The sequence below is a fragment of the Janthinobacterium sp. GW822-FHT07H11 genome (genome assembly GCF_058798615.1).
Map to the genome: position 1 here is coordinate 372,594 of NZ_CM179507.1, position 19,676 is coordinate 392,269.

Below are 19,676 nucleotides of genomic sequence, written 5' to 3' on the forward strand. Positions count from 1 at the left end.
CTGAAAAATTTTCTGAGCGTACTGATGCAATCGTGCAAGCCTGCCGATCCAGTCCCTACAAGGTCTTCAGCCAGGCCCGCAAGCGCGTGCGCGCATTCGCATACGGCGACGCCGTATTGAACTGGATCATGCGCCCCATCGTGTAATGCATGTACCAGGGCTGGCCATACAGTTGCGCATCGTCGTGCGCGTCGATCAGCGCCAGCAGCCGGTCTTTCGCCTGTGCCAGGCGCTGCAGCAAGTCGTCCATGCTGAGCTCAGCATAGTCCGCATAGAAGCGCTGCGCCAGAGCGCCGAGAGCGTTCCACGTGAAACCTTCGGCGGGAAAGGCGATGTCCTCGATGCGTTTGCCGTCGCGCAGCTGCGCGTGCCAGTGCAAGACCAGCTCGTTCCAGCCCACCAGGTAGGCGAGCAGGTCGCACACGCTCATGCGCGTGCCCTTCACTTGCCCTTCCAGCACGGGATCGCGCGCCAAGGCCGGCGGCACGCGCGCCAGTTCCTGCACCAGTTTTGCGTACGTGCTGTTGATGGCGTCGACGAGTTCCTGCTTGCTGTCCGGGATCGCCATCACGCCGCCTTCACGACAGGCAAGCCGGCCGCCTGCCAGTCGTCGTAGCCACTGCCGAGGCGGCGCGCAGGCAAGCCGTGCAGGCGCAGGGCCGCCACGGCCTGCACGGACAGCACGCAATACGGGCCGCGGCAATACGCGGCGATCTCCGCGTTCGCGGGCAATTCGCCCAGGCGGCGCTGCAAGTCATCAAACGGGATATTGATCGCACCGGGCAAGTGGCCGGCGGCAAACTCCTGCGCGGGACGCACGTCGAGCACGGTGATGCTGGCTTCCTGCATGCGTTCCAGCAACTCGTCGCCCGTGATCGCTTCCACATGGTCGCCCCGGCCCAGCGCCTGCAATTCGCTGCGCTGGTGCTGCGCATACAGGTCCAGTACAGCGAGCAGTTGCACGATGGGACCGCTACCGAGCCGGTACAGCACGCGCTTGCCGTCGCGCCGCGCCTGCACGAAACCGGCGCGCCGCAGCTGCTGCAGATGCTGCGAGGTGTTCGCCACGGACAGGCCCGTCAACTCCACCAGCTGCTCCACCGCATACTCGCCGTGCGCGATCTGTTCGAGCAGGCGCAAGCGCGGCGCGCTGCCTAAAACATGGGCAAACCCGGCGGAACCGGTGAGCAATTCGAGATCGGCATTTTTCATTGACATGATGCTAGCACCCTTATAACATTCAAGCAATCAATTGAATGTTAGGGGCGGTAATGCAAATACTCTGGTTCGATGCGCTGATGATCGGCGTGGGCGCGACGGCGGTGATGGATGTGTGGGCGGTGGCATTAAAGCGCTTCTGGTGCATACCCTCGCTGAACTTTGCCATGGTGGGGCGCTGGCTCGGCCATTTACCGCGCGGCACTTTGCGCCACGTCAACATCGCCCAGGCGGCCCCCGTGCGCGATGAAGCCATCCTGGGCTGGACCGCCCATTACGTGATCGGCGTGCTGTTTGCGGCCGTGCTGCTGGCGCTGGTGGGACAGGAGTGGGTACAACAACCGACGTTCGCGCCGGCCCTGCTGGCGGGCCTCGTGAGCGTGGCCGCGCCGTTTTGCATCTTGCAGCCGGGCATGGGCGCCGGCCTGGCCGCCAGCAAGACGCCGCATCCGAACGCCGCCCGCCTGCGCAGCCTGATGGCGCATACGGCGTTCGGCGTCGGCCTGTACCTGGCGGCGCTGCTGTGGTCGACCGTGCGCTGACTTGTCCGGCTAGCTCGTCAGCGGCGGCACGGGGGCGGGTGCCGCCGTCGGCACCGCCACCGCCGGGATCAGCGACGCCTCGGGCTGCGCCGGCACGGTGCTCAGCACCATGGTGCTGGGCTTGGCGATCGCGATATGCGCCGCGTCCAGGCGCTTGAGCAGCTCGAACAGCAGGGCGCTGCGGATGCCCGACGTCAGGCGCGGCGACGCGGCATAGCCGGTGGCGTTGAACAGCAACAGGCCGTTGTCGATGCCGTCGAGCTGCACGTTGGGCGCCGGCGTGTCGAGCACGTCGGGATTGTCGACAAACGCGGACAGGATCAGCGCGCGCGCCGCCTGCGCATCCGTGCCCAGCGGCAGCGGCAGCTTGACTTGCACCAGGCCCAGGGGATTGGCCAGGGTCACATTGCGCACCGTCTTGGTGATGAATTCCGAGTTCGGCACGATCACCGTGGACCGGTCGCCCAGTTGAATTTCCGTGGCGCGCACATTGATGCGGCGGATATCGCCCTCGACGCCGCCCAGCGAGACCCAGTCGCCCACCTTCACGGGCCGCTCGGCCAGCAGGATCAGGCCCGAGACAAAATTCTGCACCACCGCCTGCAGGCCGAAACCGATACCCACCGACAGCGCCGACGCCACCCATGCGATGCGTTCCAGGCCGATGCCGGCCGCCGACAGGGCCAGCGCCACGGCCGTCACGCCGCCCACATAGCCGAACAGGGTGATGAAGGACATCTGCATGCCCGCATCGAGGTTCGTGGTCGGCAAATAACTGTTCTGCAGCCAGCGCTTGAACAGGCCGATGCCGATGAAGGCGAGCACCAGCACCAGCAGCGCCTGGATCACGGCGCCCGGGCGGATCGCCACTTCGCCGATGGCCAGGCCATCCTGCAGCTTGCCGACCCGCTGGAACAGCTCGCCCGGACCTTCGCCGAACGGCGCCAGCAACAGCATCAGCGCCAGCAGCACGACGATGGCGCGGCCGATGCCCGACAGCAGCACGGCCGCCTGGTCGCGCGCCTTGGGCGTGGCCAGCACGGGGTTGGCCGCGTCCGGCGGCGGCGGCGCGGACGCCAGCAGCATGCAGATATCGTCGAGCAGCACCGTCAGCAGATAGGTGCTGCACACCACCACCATGACCCAGGCGATCTGCTTGGTGACGAAGCTGCCGAACGCGACATAGCCGACCAGCAGGCTGACCAGGCTGGACGCCAATGTCAGCCACAGCAGCAGCACCACGCCGCGCAGCCACAGCGGCGTCACGGGCGAAGCGGGGTCCGCCGCGCGCACCTGGCGCCAGCAGCGCTCGGCGCGCAGCAAGCCGAATGCCACCGTCATGCTCAGCACCAGCGCCACGATGCAATTGACGGCCACGGCCGTCGACAGGCCCGCATTGATGACGATGGAAACGCGTTCGGCCGTCCACACCAGCACCACCACCAGCGCAAACACGGTGGGATACTGGCGCATGCGGTGCGCCAGCGCATCGGACAGGGGCAGCAGGCGCCACGAGGCGTGGTTGGGCGACAGCAGCGCGTGGCCCAGGCCCGCCGTGAAGCCGGCGAAACAGATGATGCCGATCAAGCTGCTCAAGAAGACATCGGTCTTGTCGGAAACATGGCCATCCCAGCGCAAGCCCAGCGCCAGCAATTCGGCCACCAGGCCGGGCGTGGCCAGGGCCAGCAACAGCACGGCCAGCGCATGCAGCGAGCGGCGCAGGCGGCCGTGCGGCACGCGCGTGGACGTGAGCAGCAGCAGATAGCGCGACATCCACACGCTGGCCGCCAGCAACAGCACGATGCCGGCCAGGATGCCGCCCCACACGGACAGCGGCGTTGCGCGCGCCGCGTCCACCAGTTCCTGCCCCAGATTATGCAGGCGCTGCATATTTTGCGGCAATTCCGCATGCAGCTGCTTCCAGAACGAACTGGCGAGGATGGAGGCCGTGCGCTCGCCCAGGCGCGCCTGCAATTGCGCGCGGCGCACCGTCGACACTTGTTCGGACGCTTGCGTGGCCTCGACCGACAGCAGCCGCGCCAGTTTTACCTGCGCATCGAGGCCGCTGCTGGTGCGGTCCAACTGGCTGCGCTGCGCCGCCACGTCGGGCGCATCCTTGGCGCCCGCCACCGGCTTGCCCAGCTCGGCCAGCCGCGCCTGCACGCTGGCCAGCATCGGCTCCAGCGTGGCTGCCACCTTGTCCGCCTCGGCACTGGCCGCCAGCGCGTCGGCCTTCATTTGCGACAGCGCCGCGTCCGGCACATCGGCGTCGCCGTCGAGCGTCTTCTGGATGACCGTGATCTGCTTGCGCAAGCCATCGAGGCGCTGGTCGGCCGTGGCGGCATCGTCGGCGGGCTGCGCCCAGGCGGGCGGCGTTGACAATGAGCAAGCCAGCAGCAAGGCCAGCAGGAAGGGGAAGCAACGGAGACGGAAAGAAGTCATGCGGACCTATGGCTGAAAATGAGAAAAACGGCCGGATTGGCAGCGGCGCCGGTCATGGCGTGCTGCCCGGCGGGTGCCTGCCAATATAGCTGAAAACACCGGCAAGCCACAGGATAAGCGGAACTGGCGTGTGCTTCCAGGCGCGACTAGGCATATTGCCCTATGGAAATATCATTCGAAAAGGTCTAGGATCGTCGTCCGCTTGGCGGCGCGGCAGCCATCTGCACGCCGCCGACCTTTTCACCATTCCCTCCGTATCGAGACAGCCATGAAGTTTTTATCCAACCTGACCATCGGCACACGCCTTGCCGTGGGCTTTGGCGCCATCGGCGCCATGCTGATCATCATCTCTTGCCTGGGCATTGCCATGCTGGGCAAGATCAACCAGGGCACCGGCCATATCGTGCATGACAGCATGCCGAAGATCGCGCTCGCCAACAGCGTGTCGGCCAACATCAACGACATCGCCATTGCCCTGCGCAACATGATGCTCAGCGCCGATCCGGCCGACCAGCACAAGCAGACCGACGCCATCCTGGCCGCGCGCCAGGCGGCGGCCGGCAATCTCGGCAAGCTCGCCAGCATGCTCGATTCCGAGCGCGAACGGGCCTTGCTGGCGAAGATGAACGACGCCAACACGCGCTACGCGCAGGGGCAGGAAGCGCTGCTGGATTTGATCAGGAGCGGCACCCCGGACGACAGCAGCGCCTACCTGTACGGCCAGCTGCGCCCCGTATTACTTATCTATAAACAATTGATTGCCGAACAGATCAGTTTGCAAAACACCCTGGCCACCACGGCGGGCGAGAACGCCAACACCACCTATGCCAACACGCGCACCTTGCTGATCGGCATGTCGCTGGCGGCGCTGGCCATCGCGGCGGCGTTAGCGTATGGCATCACGCGCTCGATCACCGGTCCCGTCGCCACGGCGCTGCAAGTGGCCAACACGGTGGCCGCGGGCGATTTGCGCAGCCAGATCGCCGTGCACACAGACGATGAAATGGGGCAACTATTGCAAGCGCTCAAGCGCATGAACGACAACCTGGCGCACACGGTCGGCACGGTGCGTGCCGGCACGGAAACCATCGCCTCGGCCTCGTCCGAAGTGGCGGCGGGCAGCCTGGACCTGTCTGCACGCACGGAGCAGCAAGCCAGCTCGCTGGAAGAGACGGCCTCGTCCATGGAAGAGCTGACCTCGACCGTCAAACAGAATGCCGACAATGCGCGCCAGGCGCACGTGCTGGCCGACACTGCCTCCGGCGTGGCGCAGCGCGGCGGCGCCGTCATCGCGCAAGTGGTGGCGACGATGCGCCAAATCGACGCCTCGTCAAATAAAATTGCCGACATCATCGGCGTCATCGACGGCATCGCCTTCCAGACCAACATTCTGGCCTTGAACGCGGCCGTGGAAGCGGCGCGCGCGGGCGAACAGGGCCGAGGCTTTGCCGTGGTGGCCACGGAAGTGCGCAGCCTGGCGCACCGTTCGGCGGCGGCGGCCAAGGAAATCAAGACCTTGATCGACGACTCGACCCAAAGCGTGGCGGCCGGCAGCGAGCTCGTACACCAGGCCGGCAACACCATGACCGACCTGGTCGACAGCGTGCGCCGCGTTACCGACATCATGGAAGAGATCACCTCGGCCAGCGCGGAGCAGACGGCAGGCATCGAGCAAATCAACCAGGCCATCAGCGAGATGGACAACGTCACCCAGCAAAACGCGGCCCTGGTGGAAGAGTCGGCCGCGGCCGCCGCTGCCATGCAGGAGCAGGCGGCTACCCTGGCGCAGGTGGTGAGCGCGTTCAAGCTCGATGCCGGCGCACCGGCAAACAAACCGCCAGTCGCCGCGACCACAGCACCGCGCCAGCACGCCATCGTCCTGCGCGTGCCGGCGGCCAAAAAAGCTGCGCCCGCAGCAACTGCCTCTGCCGACTGGGAAGAGTTCTAAGGCCGCATTGAAAACGCCACAGACACTTGCCGGTGTCTGTGGCGTCATGCAGCATAGGCTGCTTCCTGTTACGCGACCGTATGCAGGTCAATACAGTGGCACACGATGCCGCTCAGTACGGCAAGGCAAAGCTCGCCTATTCGGTATTTCCCCAGCCTGCTACGAGATTTCTCTGCGGATGATTTCTGCGCCGGCGCTGAGCGCATGCAATTTCCCTCTTGCCACGCGGCGCGACAAGGGCGCCATGCCGCAGTTGGTGCTCGGGTAGAGCTTGTCCGCATCGACAAAGCGCAGCGCCTTGCGCAGGGTGTCGGCCACTTCCTCCGGCGTTTCTATGGTATTGCTGGCCACGTCGATGGCGCCGACCATCACTTTCTTGCCGCGTATGAGTTCAATCAGGTCGATGGGCACGCGCGAGTTGTGGCATTCCAGCGAGATGATGTCGATACTCGATTGCTGCAGCTTGGGGAACGATTCCTCATATTGACGCCACTCTGAGCCCAGCGTATTTTTCCAGTCCGTATTGGCCTTGATGCCGTAACCATAGCAAATATGCACGGCCGTTTCGCATTTGAGCCCTTCGATCGCCCGCTCCAGGGTGGCGATGCCCCAATCATTGACTTCATCGAAGAACACATTGAATGCGGGTTCGTCGAACTGGATGATGTCGACGCCGGCCGCCTCGAGTTCCCTGGCCTCCTGATTGAGGATCTTGGCGAATTCCCAGGCCAGTTTTTCACGGCTTTTATAGTGGCTGTCGTACAGCGTATCGATCATCGTCATCGGACCTGGCAGCGCCCATTTGATCGGCTGCGTGGTTTGCTGGCGTAAAAACCTGGCGTCATCGACAAACACCGGCTTGGGGCGGCTCACGGCGCCCACGACGGTCGGCACGCTCGCATCGTAGCGGTCACGAATGCGGACGGTCTCGCGTTTGTCGAAATCGACGCCGCTCAGATGCTCGATAAACGTGGTGACAAAATGCTGGCGGGTTTGCTCGCCGTCACTGACGATATCGATGCCTGCCTGCTGTTGTTCCTGCAGCGACAAGCGCAAGGCATCTTGTTTGCCCTCGATCAATTCCTCGTCCTGTAATTTCCAGGGCGACCAGAGTTTTTCAGGCTGCGCCAGCCAGGAAGGTTTGGGCAGGCTGCCGGCAGTGGACGTAGGCAATAATTTTTTCATGATGGTGATTTCGTATATTGTGATTAATCAGCGAGCGTGGCGGCAGCCCATTGTTCCAGAACATGCTTGTAGGGCTTGATGAAGTGCTCTTCCGTATATTTGCCCTGCTTGACGGCCAGCTCGCTGCGCTCTTCCCGGTCATAGACAATTTGCGTCAATGAATAATCCTGGTTCTTCAGGCTGGGCTGATAAAACTTCCCCGCCGCGGCATTGGCGTTGTAAATCTCGGGCCGATAAATCTTTTGAAAGGTTTCCATCGTGCTGATGGTGGCGATCAGCTCCAGATTGCTGTAGTCGGCCAGCAGGTCGCCGATAAAATAAAACGCCAGCGGGGCGGCACTGTTTGGCGGCATGAAATAGCGCACTTGCATGCCCATTTTCTCGAAATAGGCATCCGTCGAGGAGAACGCGTTTTGCTGATACTCGACGCCCAGGATGGGGTGCTGGTTTTCCGTCCGCCGATAGGTCTTGCTGCTCGAAGCGCTGAGGCAGATGACCGGCGGCTTGCTGAAGCGCTCTTGATAAGCATCGGATCTGACAAAGTGCTTGAACAGCTTGCCATGAAAATCGCCGAAGTCCTCCGGTGCGCTGAAGGTGGATTGATTGTTGTTGTGCTCTGGCAGCAGCACGCTGAAGTCGTAATCGCGCACGTAGGAGGAGAAATTATTCCCCGCAATGCCCTCGATGCGTTGTCCGGTTTTTTTATCGATAATATTCGGCTTCAATATCTCGATCAGCGGGATATTGCCGCCTTCGATATCGATATTCAGCTCGACGGAAATGATTTCGAGTTCGACAGAATAACGGTCTGCCTTCGGGTTGTCCCAATGCGCCAGGCTGTTGAAGCGGCTGTCGATCATTGTCAGGGTGTTGCGCAAGTTCTCCTGGCGGCTCTTTCCCCTGGCCAGATTGGCAAAGTTGGTCGTCAGGCGCGTATTGTCCGATGGATGATAGTTTTCATCGAAAACAATGCTCTTGATGCTGAATACAAAATCGTTGCTCATGGTGATCTGCTGTCCTGATTTCTGCGAAAAGGTGAATGTGTTGATTGGTGACCGTGGCAACGCGTCTCAGGCGGCGGCCAGCTCGTCAACCGTGGCCGCTCGCGCAGGGCGCGCCATGTCGATCAAGGGCAAGGCCCGCTGCACCGCCAGTGCGGCCCGCTGGAGCAGGGCCGCGTCGTGCAGGCGGTAGTCAAGGAAATCCTTGTCCGTCGCGTAGACGCCCAGCGGCAAGGTGCGCGCCTGGAAAAAGCTGAACAGCGGCCGCAACTGGTGGTCGATCATCAGGGCATGGCGCTCGCTGCCACCGGTGGCCGCCAGCAAGACCGGTTTGTCGATCAAGGCGTCCTGATGAATGAAGTCGAAGAAGTGCTTGAACAGCCCCGTGTACGAGCCGCGATAGACCGGTGTGGTCACCACCACGATGTCAGCTTGCTCGACGGCAGCAAGTTCGCGCTCCACCGTCTCGGGCAGCTGCGAGCGCCAAGTCGCGCCGGCCAGCTGCGGTGCCAGCTGGCCCAGTTCGACCAGGTGTTGCTCGCACAGCACTTCGTCGGCGATCAGGTCCATCAGGTGCTCGGCCAGGGCGGCCGCCTTGGAAGGGCGTTGCAGCCCGCCGGAAACGGCGACGATACGCAGGGGACGTGTCATGTTTGCTTTCATAGGGAGTGATGCGCGAAGGCGAAGAATGCCGGCAACAGGGAAATGGATGATAGCGGGAGGAATCGATGAAGTATAATGGTCATATTTCATACATCCATGAATATGGCTCATTCCAATGCTTGAACGCATCCACCTCAGCATCGTCCAGCAAGTCGAAAAACAAGGCTCGTTGACGGCCGCCGCAGGCGTGCTGCACCTGACCCAGTCGGCCCTGAGCCACAGCATGAAGAAGCTGGAGCAGCAGCTGGGCACCGACGTCTGGCTGCGCGAAGGGAGAAATTTGCGCCTGACGCAGGCTGGCCAGTACTTGCTGGCGGTGGCGAACCGGGTGCTGCCGCAGCTGGACCTGGCCGAAGAGCGCCTGGGCCAGTTTGCGCAGGGCGAGCGCGGCGCGCTGCGCATCGGCATGGAATGCCACCCCTGCTACCAGTGGCTGCTCAAAATCGTGTCCCCGTATCTGGCCGCATGGCCCGACGTGGATGTGGACGTCAAGCAGAAGTTCCAGTTCGGCGGGATCGGCGCGCTGTTCGGCTACGAGATCGACCTGCTGGTCACGCCCGACCCGCTGTACAAGCCGGGGCTGACCTTCGAACCCGTGTTCGACTACGAGCAGGTGCTCGTCGTGGCCAAGGGCCATGCGCTAGCTGGGGCGGCGTATGTGCAGCCGCAGCAACTGACCCGGGAAGTGCTCATCAGCTACCCCGTGGACATCGAACGCCTGGACATCTATAACCAGTTCCTCTTGCCGGCCGGCGTCACGCCCAAGCGCCACAAGGCCATCGAAACGACCGATATCATGCTGCAAATGGTGGCCAGCGGCCGCGGCGTGGCCGCCCTGCCGCGCTGGCTGGTCGAGGAATATGCGGCCAAGATGGACGTGGTGCCGGTGCGGCTGGGCGCGCGCGGCATCGCCAAGCAGATCTTCCTGGGCGCACGCGAGACGGACACCGCCATCGACTATGTGCGCGCCTTCATCGCACTGGCGCGCCAGCCTGTCGTTGCGCAGGGAAGCTAAGCACGCACGCCGGTTCGCCGGGGCCGGCTACCGCGCGCCTTCCATGGCTTCCACGGTGTCGAAAAGACGCGCCAGCGCGCTTTCCATGGCGCCGGCCGTAGCGTCGCCGCTCTGGTTGGTGATGATGAAGACGCCAAGCTGATATTTGGGAACGATGTAGGCGTAGCTTTGCGCACGCGGCACGCCGCCATGGTGGACATAATGCGTGCCCAGCTGGCGATTGCTGCCGATGTTCCAGAAATAGCCGATGCTGAAGTCGTCCTGAAAGCGGACCAGCGGCTGGTGCGATTCGACGACGGCGGGATGGGCGCTCAACTGCAGGCGCAGGTACTTTGCCATGTCCGGCATCGTCGACTTCAGGTTACCGGCCGCCCCCCAGGGCAGCTGCGGCATCGGCGTGGTGACGACGGGATTGTCGCTGTGGTAGCCGGGCGCCAGCCGGCCGGCATCCTGGGCGGTGATGCTCAGCCTGGTATCGTGCATGCCCGCTGCGCGCGCGAGCCATTGCGTGAGCAGGACGTCATAAGGCATGCCGTAGATTGTTTCGAGCGTGTGCGCAATGAGTTCCGTACCGGCGCTGGAATAGGCGTAATCCTTGCCGAGCGGGCCTTTGATGCTGACCGTGTGCAAGTCCTGCCAGAATTGCCGTTGCCCGTAGCCGGCGTAGGCGGCATTGAGCTTTGCCGGCGTGGCGTGTGCCGTGAAATCCTTCAAGACGGTGTTTACCTGCAATGGCAGCATGCCCGGCATATTGCTCGTGTGCGTGATCAAGTGGCGCAGGCGTATGGGCTCCCCCTGCGACTGCAGGTTCGGGTAGGCGGCCGGCAGATACATTTGTATGGGATCGTCGAGCGCCGCCTTCCCATCGAGCACGGCCTTCGCCAGCAGCAGGCCGGCAAAAGTCTTGCTGACCGAGCCGATTTCATACAGCGTCGTATCGTCCGGCGGATTGGCTTTGCCGGTCTCCAGCTCGCCTTGATGCAGCATGAATTGCTTGCCGCGATACACGACGGCAATCGAAGTCGCGTGCAGCAATGGCGACTGCAGCAAAGTGGTCGCGGTCTGGCGCATGGCCGCAGGAATGTCGTGCGCAGGTGCCGTGGCTGCGGGCTTGCAAGCTGCCAGCACGAGTGTCATTCCAGTCATGATTGCGGCGAGTTTGTTCATCATGCGCACCATCGAAGGGGGAGGGGCATTCTCGCACAACGGGTTCTGCGGCGGCAGAAAAAAGTCATGCGTATGAATTTTCCAGGTAGAAAGAAAACGCCACCTGGCGGTGGCGTTTTCTTTCTCTTCCTGATGGCCTGGGCGGCGCCCGGCCGGCTTATTCCACCGTCACCGACTTGGCCAGATTCCTTGGCTTGTCCACGTCCGTACCGCGCGCCAGCGCCGTGTGGTACGCCAGCAGTTGCAAGGCGCACACGTGCAGGATAGGCGACAGATCGCCGTAGTGCTCGGGCAGGCGGATGACGTGCAGGCCTTCGCCGGAGCTGATGCGCGAATCGACGTCGGCAAAGACGTACAATTGGCCGCCGCGGGCGCGCACTTCCTGCATGTTCGATTTGAGTTTTTCGATCAGGGCGTCGTTCGGCGCGATGGTAACGACCGGCATTTCATTCGTCACCAGGGCCAGCGGGCCGTGTTTCAGTTCGCCGGCCGGATACGCTTCGGCGTGGATGTACGAGATTTCCTTCAGTTTTAATGCGCCTTCCAGGGCGATCGGGTAGTGCATGCCGCGGCCCAGGAAGAGGGCGTTTTCCTTGCGCGCGAACTCCTCGGACCAGGCGATGATCTGCGGCTCCAGCGCCAGCACGGAAGCGATGGCGACGGGCAGGTGGCGCATGGCTTTCAGGTGCGCCGCTTCCTGCTCTTCGGACAGGTGGCCATTGACTTGCGCCAGGCACAGGGTCAGCAGGAACAGGCCCGCCAGCTGCGTCGTGAACGCCTTGGTCGACGCCACGCCCACTTCCACGCCGGCGCGCGTGATGTAGGCCAGCGCGCATTCGCGCACCATGGCGCTGGTGGCCACGTTGCAGATGGTCAAAGTGTGCTGCATGCCCAGGCTGCGCGCATGTTTCAGCGCGGCCAGGGTGTCGGCCGTTTCGCCGCTTTGCGAAATCGTCACCACCAGCGTGTTCGGGTGCGGCACGCTGTCGCGGTAGCGGTATTCGCTGGCCACTTCCACGCTGACGGGCACCTTGGCGATCGCTTCGATCCAGTACTTGGCCGTCATGCCCGCATACGAGCTGGTGCCGCAGGCGAGAATCAGCACGCGGTCGATCTGCTTGAAGATTTTATATGCGTCGTCGCCGAACAGTTCCGGCATGATGCCCGTCACGCCTTCGAGCGTGTCGCCGATGGCGCGCGGCTGCTCAAAAATTTCCTTCTGCATGTAGTGGCGGTACGGGCCCAGTTCGGCCGCGCCCGTGTGCGCATGCACGGTTTTGACTTCGCGCTCGACGGGCTTGCCGTCGACGTCGACGATCCAGCAGCGCGACAGTTGCAGGTCGACCACGTCGCCTTCTTCCAGGTAGATGATCTGGTCGGTCGTGCCGGCCAGCGCCATGGCGTCGGACGCGACAAAATTTTCACCATCGCCCAGGCCGACGATCAGGGGCGAGCCCTGGCGCGCGGCCACCACGCGGTGCGGCTCGTCGCGGCAGAAGACGGCGATCGCGTACGCGCCGTCGAGGCGTTTCACGGCCTGCTGCACGGTTTCGAACAGGTCGCCGTTATACATGTGCTCGACCAGGTGGGCGATCACTTCCGTGTCCGTCTGGCTCTGGAAGACGTAACCGAGGGCCGTCAGTTCGGCGCGCAGTTCGTCGTGGTTTTCGATGATGCCGTTATGCACCAGCGCCACGCGGGCGTTCTCTTCCGTCGGGGAAAAGTGCGGGTGGGCATTGAAGGAGACAGGGGCGCCATGCGTGGCCCAGCGCGTGTGGGCGATGCCCGTGAAACCGCCGAGGCCTTCTTCGCCGATCTGCTTTTCCAGCTCGGCCACGCGCGAGGTGGAGCGCGAACGCTGCAAGCGGCCATCGGCGTGCAGGGCGATGCCGCAGGAATCGTAGCCGCGGTATTCCAGGCGCTTCAAGCCTTCGAGCAGGATGGGAGTGATATTACGTTGCGCTACTGCGCCGACGATGCCGCACATGGAAACCTCTGGTTAAATAATAATCAATGCACGCATGCTAAAGCAGAGTGTATGAAATATGCTTTCTAAATCCAGCTATTTTTGACTGAATATTTCATGTATATTTGGTGATGAAATATTATTTCATTTAAAGACGATTTATTTTCATATTCGATAAAATCATGAACGATAGCACTATTACCCTCGATGACATTGATCGTCGCATCTTGAATGCCTTGCAAGTTGACGCATCACAAACCAACAGTGAGCTGGCGCAAGAAGTTCATGTGTCGGCACCCACCTGTTTGCGCAGGGTCAAGCATTTACGGGAAAGCGGCGTGATCGAACGGCAAGTGGCCATCGTCGCGCCGCATCTGGTGGGCGCGCGCCTGACGGCCATCGTCGACATCACGCTCGACGTGCAGGCGTTTGAGCGCATGGCCGAGTTCGAGCAACTGGTGGCAAACGAGCCCGCCGTGCTGCAATGCTACCGGGTCTCGCCCGGTCCCGACTTCGTGCTGATCGTGCAGGTGGCCGACATGCCCGCCTACCATGCGCTGGCGCACCGCCTGTTTGCCACGCACGCCAATGTGCGCAACGTGAAAAGCTACTTTTCCACCTTTCGCAGCAAGTTCGAAACGCGCATCGCCGTGTGACACAGGCGGGCAGACAAGTTATCCCGGCTTATCCCGGTCTTTCCGCCCGCTTATGCACAAGTTTATCCACAACACAAAAATCACCAATTTCCACCGCCCCCACATCGAGCCGCGCATGCCATCGATCCCTGCATGCGCATCAGCTCCCAGGCAAAACTTATCCCGGCTTATCCATCGCTTACCCACCTGTTAATCACAGGCTTTTGCACAGATCTATCCACAGCCAGACTGCACAAGCAGAGCTTGAATATCCTTGCAATACAATGACTTGCAAGTTATCCATGGCTTATCCGCCAATTACGCACAAGTTTATCCACAGTACGGGCAGGCAAAAATCCTGCATGCCTTTTTCATCGGTGCAGGCTGGCCTGCACGCGGCAGCGGCAAGGCCCACCCGATCATTTATCCCGCCTTTTCCACCGTTTATACGCAGCTTATACCGTGCTTATCCATCACTTTTCCGCATGCTTGTTCACACCTTTATCCACACGCCAAGATGCAGCGGAATGCTCGCTTGAAGTAAGGCACCCGACTTATCCCGGGTTGCCAGCCCATTCTCCACAGGATTATCCACAGGCGTAAAAAAACGCCGCCAGCCCGGAATGAACTGAACCCCGAAAGTTGGACACCAACTTTCGGGGTTTTTCTATGGCGAAGTACAGTACGCAGTTCAAACTGGATGTGCTCCAGCACTGCCTGCAGGGTGAGGCCGGCATCAAGGCCATCGCCACCGAGCATGGCCTGCACCCTTCGATGATCAAACATTGGCGCAATTTGTATGCTGCTCATGGACAGGCTGGCCTGGAGAAGAAGTTCACCCACTATCCGGTTGAGCGCAGATTACAGGTGTTGGAGCACATGTGGGCCAACCGGCTCTCCTATCGTCAGACCGCGGCGGTATTCAATATCCGCAGTCCCTCTTGCCTGCCTGTCTGGGAGCGCTGCTATCATAATGGTGGTATCGACGCCCTGATGCCGCGACAGCGCGGCAAACCCAAAAAAATGCCGACTTCTCAACCGCCCCAGCCTCAACCGCATATCGACGATGCAACCCGTAGCCGCGAAGAACTGCTCGCCGAGGTGAATTTCTTGCGCATGGAGAATGCCTATCTAAAAAAGTTAAAAGCCTTGGTTCAGCAGCAAGAACAGCGAACGACAGCGCGCAAAAAGCGCAAGTAGTTGGTGAGCTAAGGCAACAATTTCCGCTGGCGGACCTGCTCAAGCTCGCGGGGCTGCCGCGCAGCACCTTTTACTATCAGCAGAAGGTTGCGCAGGTAGCCGACAAGCATCAGGCACTCAAGCAACAAATTCGATCCATTTTTGCCCTTCATCAAGGGCGTTATGGATATCGACGCGTGACGCTTGCGATTCGGCAACTGGGCCGGCAAGTCAATCATAAGACTGTCCAACGGCAGATGGTGCAGCTCGGATTAAGGTCGCTGGTGCGTCCCAAGAAGTATCGCTCGTATCAAGGCGAGGTGGAGCAGGCGGCGGCGAATGTCTTACAGCGCCAGTTTCAGGCGCAGGCAGCCCATCAGAAGTGGGTGACGGACGTGACGGAGTTCAACGTCGCCGGCGAGAAGCTGTATCTGTCGCCGGTGATGGACCTGTACAACGGCGAAATCGTGGCGTTTGAAACGGCCAGGCGGCCCGTGTTCAAACTGGTGAGCTCGATGCTCGAGAAGGCGCTGGCCAAACTGACGGCGAAAGACAAGCCCATGCTGCACTCTGACCAGGGGTGGCAATATCGGATGCCGGCTTACCAGAAAATGCTGCGGGATAAGGGCGTCGCGCAAAGCATGTCCCGCCGGGGAAACTGCCTCGACAACGCGGCCATGGAAAGCTTCTTTGCCGTGCTCAAGACAGAGTTCTTCTACCTGAACAAGTTCAGCAGCGTCGACGAACTACAGCGCGGCATCAAACAGTACATCCACTACTATAATCACGAGCGTATCAAACTCAAGTTAAAAGGGCTGAGTCCTGTGCAATACAGAACCCAGCCCTTGGCCACCTGGTAAGCAAACTAAACCGTCCAACTATTTGGGGTCAGTTCAGAAAGGCTGGCGGCGTCATGCGTACTGAAGAGCGCTAGCTTACTTCTTGATTTTCACGGGACGCGTCCAGCCGTCGATGGTTACTTGCCTGGCGCGCGAAATGGTCAGCTTGCCGGCCGGCGCGTCTTTCGACAGGGTCGTGCCGGCGCCCAGGGTGGCGCCCTTGCCGACGGTGACGGGGGCGATCAGCTGGCTGTCGCTGCCGATAAACGCGTCGTCTTCAATCACCGTGCGGAACTTGTTGACGCCATCGTAGTTGCAGGTGATCGTGCCGGCGCCGATGTTGACCTTCGAGCCGATGGTGGCGTCGCCGATGTAGGCCAGGTGATTGGCCTTGCTGTGCGCGGCGACCTGGCTGTTTTTCACTTCGACGAAATTACCGATATGCACGTCTTCCGCCAGGACCGTGCCCGGGCGCAGGCGCGCGTAGGGGCCGATGAGGGAGGCGGCGCCGACGACGGCGTCCTCGATATGGCAGAAGGGCTTGATGTGCGCGCCAGCGGCCACCGTGGCATTGATGATGACGTTGTTGGCGCCCACGCGCACGCCGTCGCCCAGTTCCACTCTGCCTTCGAACACGCAGCCGACGTCGATAGTGACATCGCGGCCGCAAATGAGTTCGCCGCGCACATCGATGCGGGCCGGATCGAGCAGGGTCACGCCCCGTTCCAGCAAGGCTTGCGCGATATTGTTCTGGTGGATGCGTTCCAGCTGGGCCAGCTGCACCTTGCTGTTGACGCCGGCCACTTCCCACACGGCGCCCGGCTGGGCCGAGGTGACGGGCACGCCATCGGCGACGGCCTGGGCGACGATATCGGTCAGATAGTATTCCCCTTGCGCATTGTTGTTCGACAGCGCCGACAGCCATTGCTTCAGCTGCACGGTGGGCGCGACCATGATGCCGCTATTGATTTCGCGGAGGGTGCGCTCTTCTGGCGTGGCATCCTTTTCCTCGACGATGCGCACGATGGCGCCCTGGTCACGCACGATGCGGCCCAGGCCGAAAGGATCGTCCTGTTCCACCGTCAGGATGGCCAGCTTGTCGCTGCCGGCCGCATCCACCAGTTTTTGCAGGGAAACCGCGCTGGTCAGCGGCACGTCGCCATACAGGATCAGGGTCGGCACCGATTCGTCGAGCAGCGACACGGCTTGCTGCACCGCATGGCCCGTACCCAGCTGCTGCGCCTGCTCGGCGGCATCGACGGCCAGGCCATGGTCCGTCTTGTAGCCGTCAAGCAACTTGAGCACCGCAGCGCCCCCATGTCCGTAAATCACGCATAATCGGGACGGCGCCAGACTGCGCGCCGTATCGATCACATGCGACAGCAGCGGCTTGCCAGCCAGCGGGTGCAGTACTTTTGGCAGTGCCGACTGCATGCGTTTCCCCATACCGGCGGCGAGAATGACAACGTTCATAGACCGTATTTATTTATCAAGTTAAGAATATGAAAAAGTTTAACACGCAAGCCCCGTCTTCCACGCCCTTCAGCCGCTTTCGCTATGCCGTGCTGGCCGTGATGCTGGTCATCGTCGCCGGCTGCAGCGGCCTGCGCCTGGCCTACAACAACGGCGACACCGTGCTGTACTGGTGGCTGAACGCGTATGTCGACCTGGACCGCGACCAGAAGGGCTGGGTACGCGACGATATCGGCAAGCTGTTCGACTGGCACCGCAACACCCAATTGAAGGATTACGTGGAAATCCTGCGCACGGGCCAGAAGCAGCTGCAAGGCAATGTCACGCAGGCGGACCTGATGGCCGACTACGGCGAGATCAAGCACCGCACCCAGGCGCTGCTGCTGAAGGCGGCGCCCGACCTGGCCGAGCTGGCCCGCTCGCTCAAGCCGGAACAGATTGCGCAGATGGAAAAGAAGTTCAAGTCGAACAATGAGGACTATCGCAAGAAATACCTGAGCGGCGACAAGGAAAAGCGCCAGAAGCTGCGCTACAAGAAGGCCATGGAGCAATTCGAGCTGTGGTTCGGCGGTTTCAGCAGCGAGCAGGAAGCGATCATCCGCAAGGCCTCCGACGCGCGTCCGCTGGACAATGAGATCTGGCTCGACGAGCGCATGCGGCGCCAGCAGAATGTCTTGAACCTGATCAAGAAAGTGCAGCAGGAAAAGCTCGGCAAGGACGCCACCGTGACCCTGATCAATACCCTGATCAAGGACAGTTTCGAACGCCTCGAGCATTCCGAGCGCAAGGCCTTCTTTGATGCTTACCAGGACAGCACGGCGCAGATGGTCTTGACGGTCATCAAGATCGCCACGCCCGCGCAAAAAGCCCACGCCGTCAAGCGCATGCAGGGCTGGATCGACGATTTCAATTCCCTGGCCACGCAAGCCAAATAGACAGGCAGCGCCAGCAGGGGGGAGGGGGCCATATGCTATAGTGGCCGCCACCAAATTGAAGAAATGGAACGCCTGACAAAACCTGCTGCGCGTCGCGATTTGCGGCCTGCGAGGCTCACTGTGCCTTCGCACAGCCGCGCTTCTTGGCCACAACGCACTGCCGCTCGCTATGGTTTTGTCAGGGGTTTTAAATGCCCATGCAAAAGAAAACTAAGAAACCCGCCAAAGTCCCCGTCCACCACGCGCCGCCACCGAACCAGGTGCGCATCATCGGCGGCCAGTGGAAGCGCTCCGTGCTGCCTGTCTTGCAGGCACTGGGCTTGCGCCCGACGCCGGACCGCGTGCGCGAAACCGTCTTTAACTGGATCAACCACTTGCGCGACGGCGACTGGTCCAACGCCCAGGTGCTGGACCTGTTCGCCGGCAGCGGCGCACTGGGCTTCGAGGCGGCCAGCCGCGGCGCCGCGTCCGTCACCATGGTCGACACGCACACGCCGGTGATCCGCCAGCTGGAAGAGAACAAGGTGAAATTGCACGCCGACAACGTGCACCTGCTGCGCGGCGACGCCCTGCTGACGGCGCAAGGCCTGGCCTCGCGCGGCCAGCGTTACGACCTGATCTTCCTCGACCCGCCGTACCAGCAGGATTTCCTGGCCAAGGTCTTGCCGCTGTGCGCCAAGCTGCTCACGGAAGGCGGCATGGTGTACGCGGAATCGGGCTTGCCGCTGGTCTTCGAGGAGCACAGCGCACTGGACAAGCCCGAGTGGATGGCACCGTGGGAAGTCATCCGCGCCGACAAGGCGGGCACCGTTTATTATCATTTGCTAACTTACAACAAAGTGCCGGCAACTGCCTGAATCTGCCTATAAATGAGGCAAAAAAGCTCCCTGGCCCGAGGCGAAGCACCAATTTCAGGCATAATGCGCGTCTATATTGGTGCATCATCAGGGAGCCGCAATGGTTGTAGCCGTTTATCCAGGAACATTCGATCCACTCACGCGCGGTCATGAAGATCTGGTGCGCCGCGCATCGGGCCTGTTTGACAAGCTGATCGTCGGTGTGGCCGACAGCAAGAACAAGCAACCGTTTTTCTCGCTCGACGAACGCCTGGAAATCGCCAATGAAGTGCTCGGTCACTATCCGAACGTGCAGGTGGAAAGCTTTTCCGGCCTGCTCAAGGATTTCGTGCGCAAGCACGAAGCGCGCGTCATCGTGCGCGGCTTGCGCGCCGTCTCCGACTTCGAATACGAATTCCAGATGGCGGGCATGAACCGCTACCTGCTGCCCGATGTCGAAACCATGTTCCTGACGCCGTCCGACCAGTACCAGTTCATTTCGGGCACCATCGTGCGCGAAATCGCGGCGCTGGGCGGCGACGTCTCCAAGTTTGTCTTCCCCTCGGTGAACCGCTGGCTGCAAAACAAGATTGCCGCCAATGCGGCATCATCGCAATAAGTAAGAGTGAAAT

18 protein-coding genes are annotated in these 19,676 nt (G+C 61.5%); 9 read left to right on the top strand and 9 right to left on the bottom strand.

Annotated elements, in window-relative coordinates; all coding sequences use genetic code 11:
• Positions 1–55: 55 nt before the first annotated feature.
• Both AC3RCJ_RS01600 and AC3RCJ_RS01605 read right to left on the bottom strand, forming a co-directional pair.
• On the bottom strand, positions 56–568 hold the full coding sequence (locus AC3RCJ_RS01600; protein ID WP_492962825.1) for a ClbS/DfsB family four-helix bundle protein: 513 nt from the start codon (positions 566–568) through the stop codon (positions 56–58).
• Positions 568–1,212, bottom strand: a complete 645-nt coding sequence (locus tag AC3RCJ_RS01605; protein ID WP_492962730.1) for an ArsR/SmtB family transcription factor — start codon at positions 1,210–1,212, stop codon at positions 568–570. Before AC3RCJ_RS01605 ends, AC3RCJ_RS01600 begins: the two co-directional genes overlap by 1 nt.
• A gap of 59 nt (positions 1,213–1,271) precedes the next feature.
• Between AC3RCJ_RS01605 and AC3RCJ_RS01610 the strand changes: the two genes are divergently transcribed.
• A complete protein-coding gene (locus AC3RCJ_RS01610; protein ID WP_492962728.1) occupies positions 1,272–1,760 on the top strand; it encodes a DUF2938 domain-containing protein in 489 nt (162 codons plus the stop codon).
• Positions 1,761–1,769: 9 nt separating this feature from the next.
• Here the strand turns inward: AC3RCJ_RS01610 and AC3RCJ_RS01615 are convergent, their stop codons facing one another.
• Positions 1,770–4,202, bottom strand: a complete 2,433-nt coding sequence (locus AC3RCJ_RS01615; protein WP_492962726.1) for a DUF3772 domain-containing protein — start codon at positions 4,200–4,202, stop codon at positions 1,770–1,772.
• 268 nt (positions 4,203–4,470) lie between these two features.
• Here AC3RCJ_RS01615 and AC3RCJ_RS01620 point away from each other — a divergent pair, with 268 nt between their 5' ends.
• A complete protein-coding gene (locus AC3RCJ_RS01620; protein WP_492962724.1) occupies positions 4,471–6,150 on the top strand; it encodes a methyl-accepting chemotaxis protein in 1,680 nt (559 codons plus the stop codon).
• Positions 6,151–6,309: 159 nt separating this feature from the next.
• Here AC3RCJ_RS01620 and AC3RCJ_RS01625 read toward each other — a convergent pair whose 3' ends face one another.
• From AC3RCJ_RS01625 to msuE, 3 genes are all read right to left on the bottom strand, one after another.
• Entirely contained in the window at positions 6,310–7,335 is a 1,026-nt protein-coding gene (locus tag AC3RCJ_RS01625; protein WP_492962722.1) for a methionine synthase, read from the bottom strand.
• Between the two features lie 23 nt (positions 7,336–7,358).
• Positions 7,359–8,339, bottom strand: a complete 981-nt coding sequence (locus tag AC3RCJ_RS01630; RefSeq protein WP_492962720.1) for a DUF1852 domain-containing protein — start codon at positions 8,337–8,339, stop codon at positions 7,359–7,361.
• 66 nt (positions 8,340–8,405) lie between these two features.
• Positions 8,406–8,987 (bottom strand): FMN reductase, encoded by a 582-nt coding sequence (gene msuE / locus AC3RCJ_RS01635; RefSeq protein ID WP_492962718.1) that lies wholly within the window; start codon positions 8,985–8,987, stop codon positions 8,406–8,408.
• 127 nt (positions 8,988–9,114) lie between these two features.
• Here msuE and AC3RCJ_RS01640 point away from each other — a divergent pair, with 127 nt between their 5' ends.
• Positions 9,115–10,014 carry a LysR family transcriptional regulator gene (locus AC3RCJ_RS01640; RefSeq protein WP_076564724.1) on the top strand — a complete coding sequence of 300 codons (900 nt, stop codon included), beginning with the start codon at positions 9,115–9,117 and terminating at the stop codon, positions 10,012–10,014.
• Positions 10,015–10,041: 27 nt separating this feature from the next.
• On the opposite strand, the gene AC3RCJ_RS01645 is transcribed toward AC3RCJ_RS01640, so the two are convergent.
• Positions 10,042–11,160 carry a serine hydrolase domain-containing protein gene (locus AC3RCJ_RS01645; RefSeq protein WP_492962715.1) on the bottom strand — a complete coding sequence of 373 codons (1,119 nt, stop codon included), beginning with the start codon at positions 11,158–11,160 and terminating at the stop codon, positions 10,042–10,044.
• Positions 11,161–11,338: 178 nt separating this feature from the next.
• Positions 11,339–13,168, bottom strand: coding sequence for a glutamine--fructose-6-phosphate transaminase (isomerizing) (glmS, locus tag AC3RCJ_RS01650; RefSeq protein ID WP_492962713.1), 1,830 nt, complete (start codon positions 13,166–13,168; stop codon positions 11,339–11,341).
• Between the two features lie 161 nt (positions 13,169–13,329).
• Between glmS and AC3RCJ_RS01655 the strand changes: the two genes are divergently transcribed.
• The 3 genes from AC3RCJ_RS01655 (at position 13,330) to AC3RCJ_RS01665 (ending at position 15,821) form a co-directional block, all read left to right on the top strand.
• The gene (locus tag AC3RCJ_RS01655; protein ID WP_492962712.1) at positions 13,330–13,803 is read left to right on the top strand and encodes an Lrp/AsnC family transcriptional regulator; all 474 of its coding nucleotides are present in this window, start codon (positions 13,330–13,332) and stop codon (positions 13,801–13,803) included.
• Positions 13,804–14,056: 253 nt separating this feature from the next.
• On the top strand, positions 14,057–14,326 hold the full coding sequence (locus AC3RCJ_RS01660) for a hypothetical protein (RefSeq protein ID WP_492962710.1): 270 nt from the start codon (positions 14,057–14,059) through the stop codon (positions 14,324–14,326).
• Between the two features lie 125 nt (positions 14,327–14,451).
• Positions 14,452–15,821, top strand: a protein-coding gene (locus AC3RCJ_RS01665) for an IS3 family transposase (RefSeq protein WP_492965081.1) whose coding sequence is annotated in 2 segments (ribosomal slippage) — positions 14,452–14,926 and positions 14,926–15,821 — 1,371 coding nt in all. Because the reading frame shifts where the segments join, the coding sequence is not laid out codon by codon here.
• Between the two features lie 75 nt (positions 15,822–15,896).
• Here the strand turns inward: AC3RCJ_RS01665 and glmU are convergent.
• Positions 15,897–17,273, bottom strand: a complete 1,377-nt coding sequence (glmU, locus tag AC3RCJ_RS01670) for a bifunctional UDP-N-acetylglucosamine diphosphorylase/glucosamine-1-phosphate N-acetyltransferase GlmU (protein ID WP_492957549.1) — start codon at positions 17,271–17,273, stop codon at positions 15,897–15,899.
• Positions 17,274–17,302: 29 nt separating this feature from the next.
• Between glmU and AC3RCJ_RS01675 the strand changes: the two genes are divergently transcribed.
• The 3 genes from AC3RCJ_RS01675 to coaD all read left to right on the top strand — a co-directional run bounded on the left by AC3RCJ_RS01675 (position 17,303) and on the right by coaD (position 19,663).
• On the top strand, positions 17,303–18,208 hold the full coding sequence (locus AC3RCJ_RS01675; protein WP_492957551.1) for a DUF6279 family lipoprotein: 906 nt from the start codon (positions 17,303–17,305) through the stop codon (positions 18,206–18,208).
• Positions 18,209–18,405: 197 nt separating this feature from the next.
• Positions 18,406–19,065, top strand: a complete 660-nt coding sequence (gene rsmD / locus AC3RCJ_RS01680; protein WP_492957553.1) for a 16S rRNA (guanine(966)-N(2))-methyltransferase RsmD — start codon at positions 18,406–18,408, stop codon at positions 19,063–19,065.
• Positions 19,066–19,165: 100 nt separating this feature from the next.
• Positions 19,166–19,663: a pantetheine-phosphate adenylyltransferase gene (gene coaD, locus AC3RCJ_RS01685; RefSeq protein WP_034752633.1), complete on the top strand. Its 498-nt coding sequence runs from the start codon at positions 19,166–19,168 to the stop codon at positions 19,661–19,663.
• The last annotated feature ends 13 nt before the right edge of the window (positions 19,664–19,676 follow it).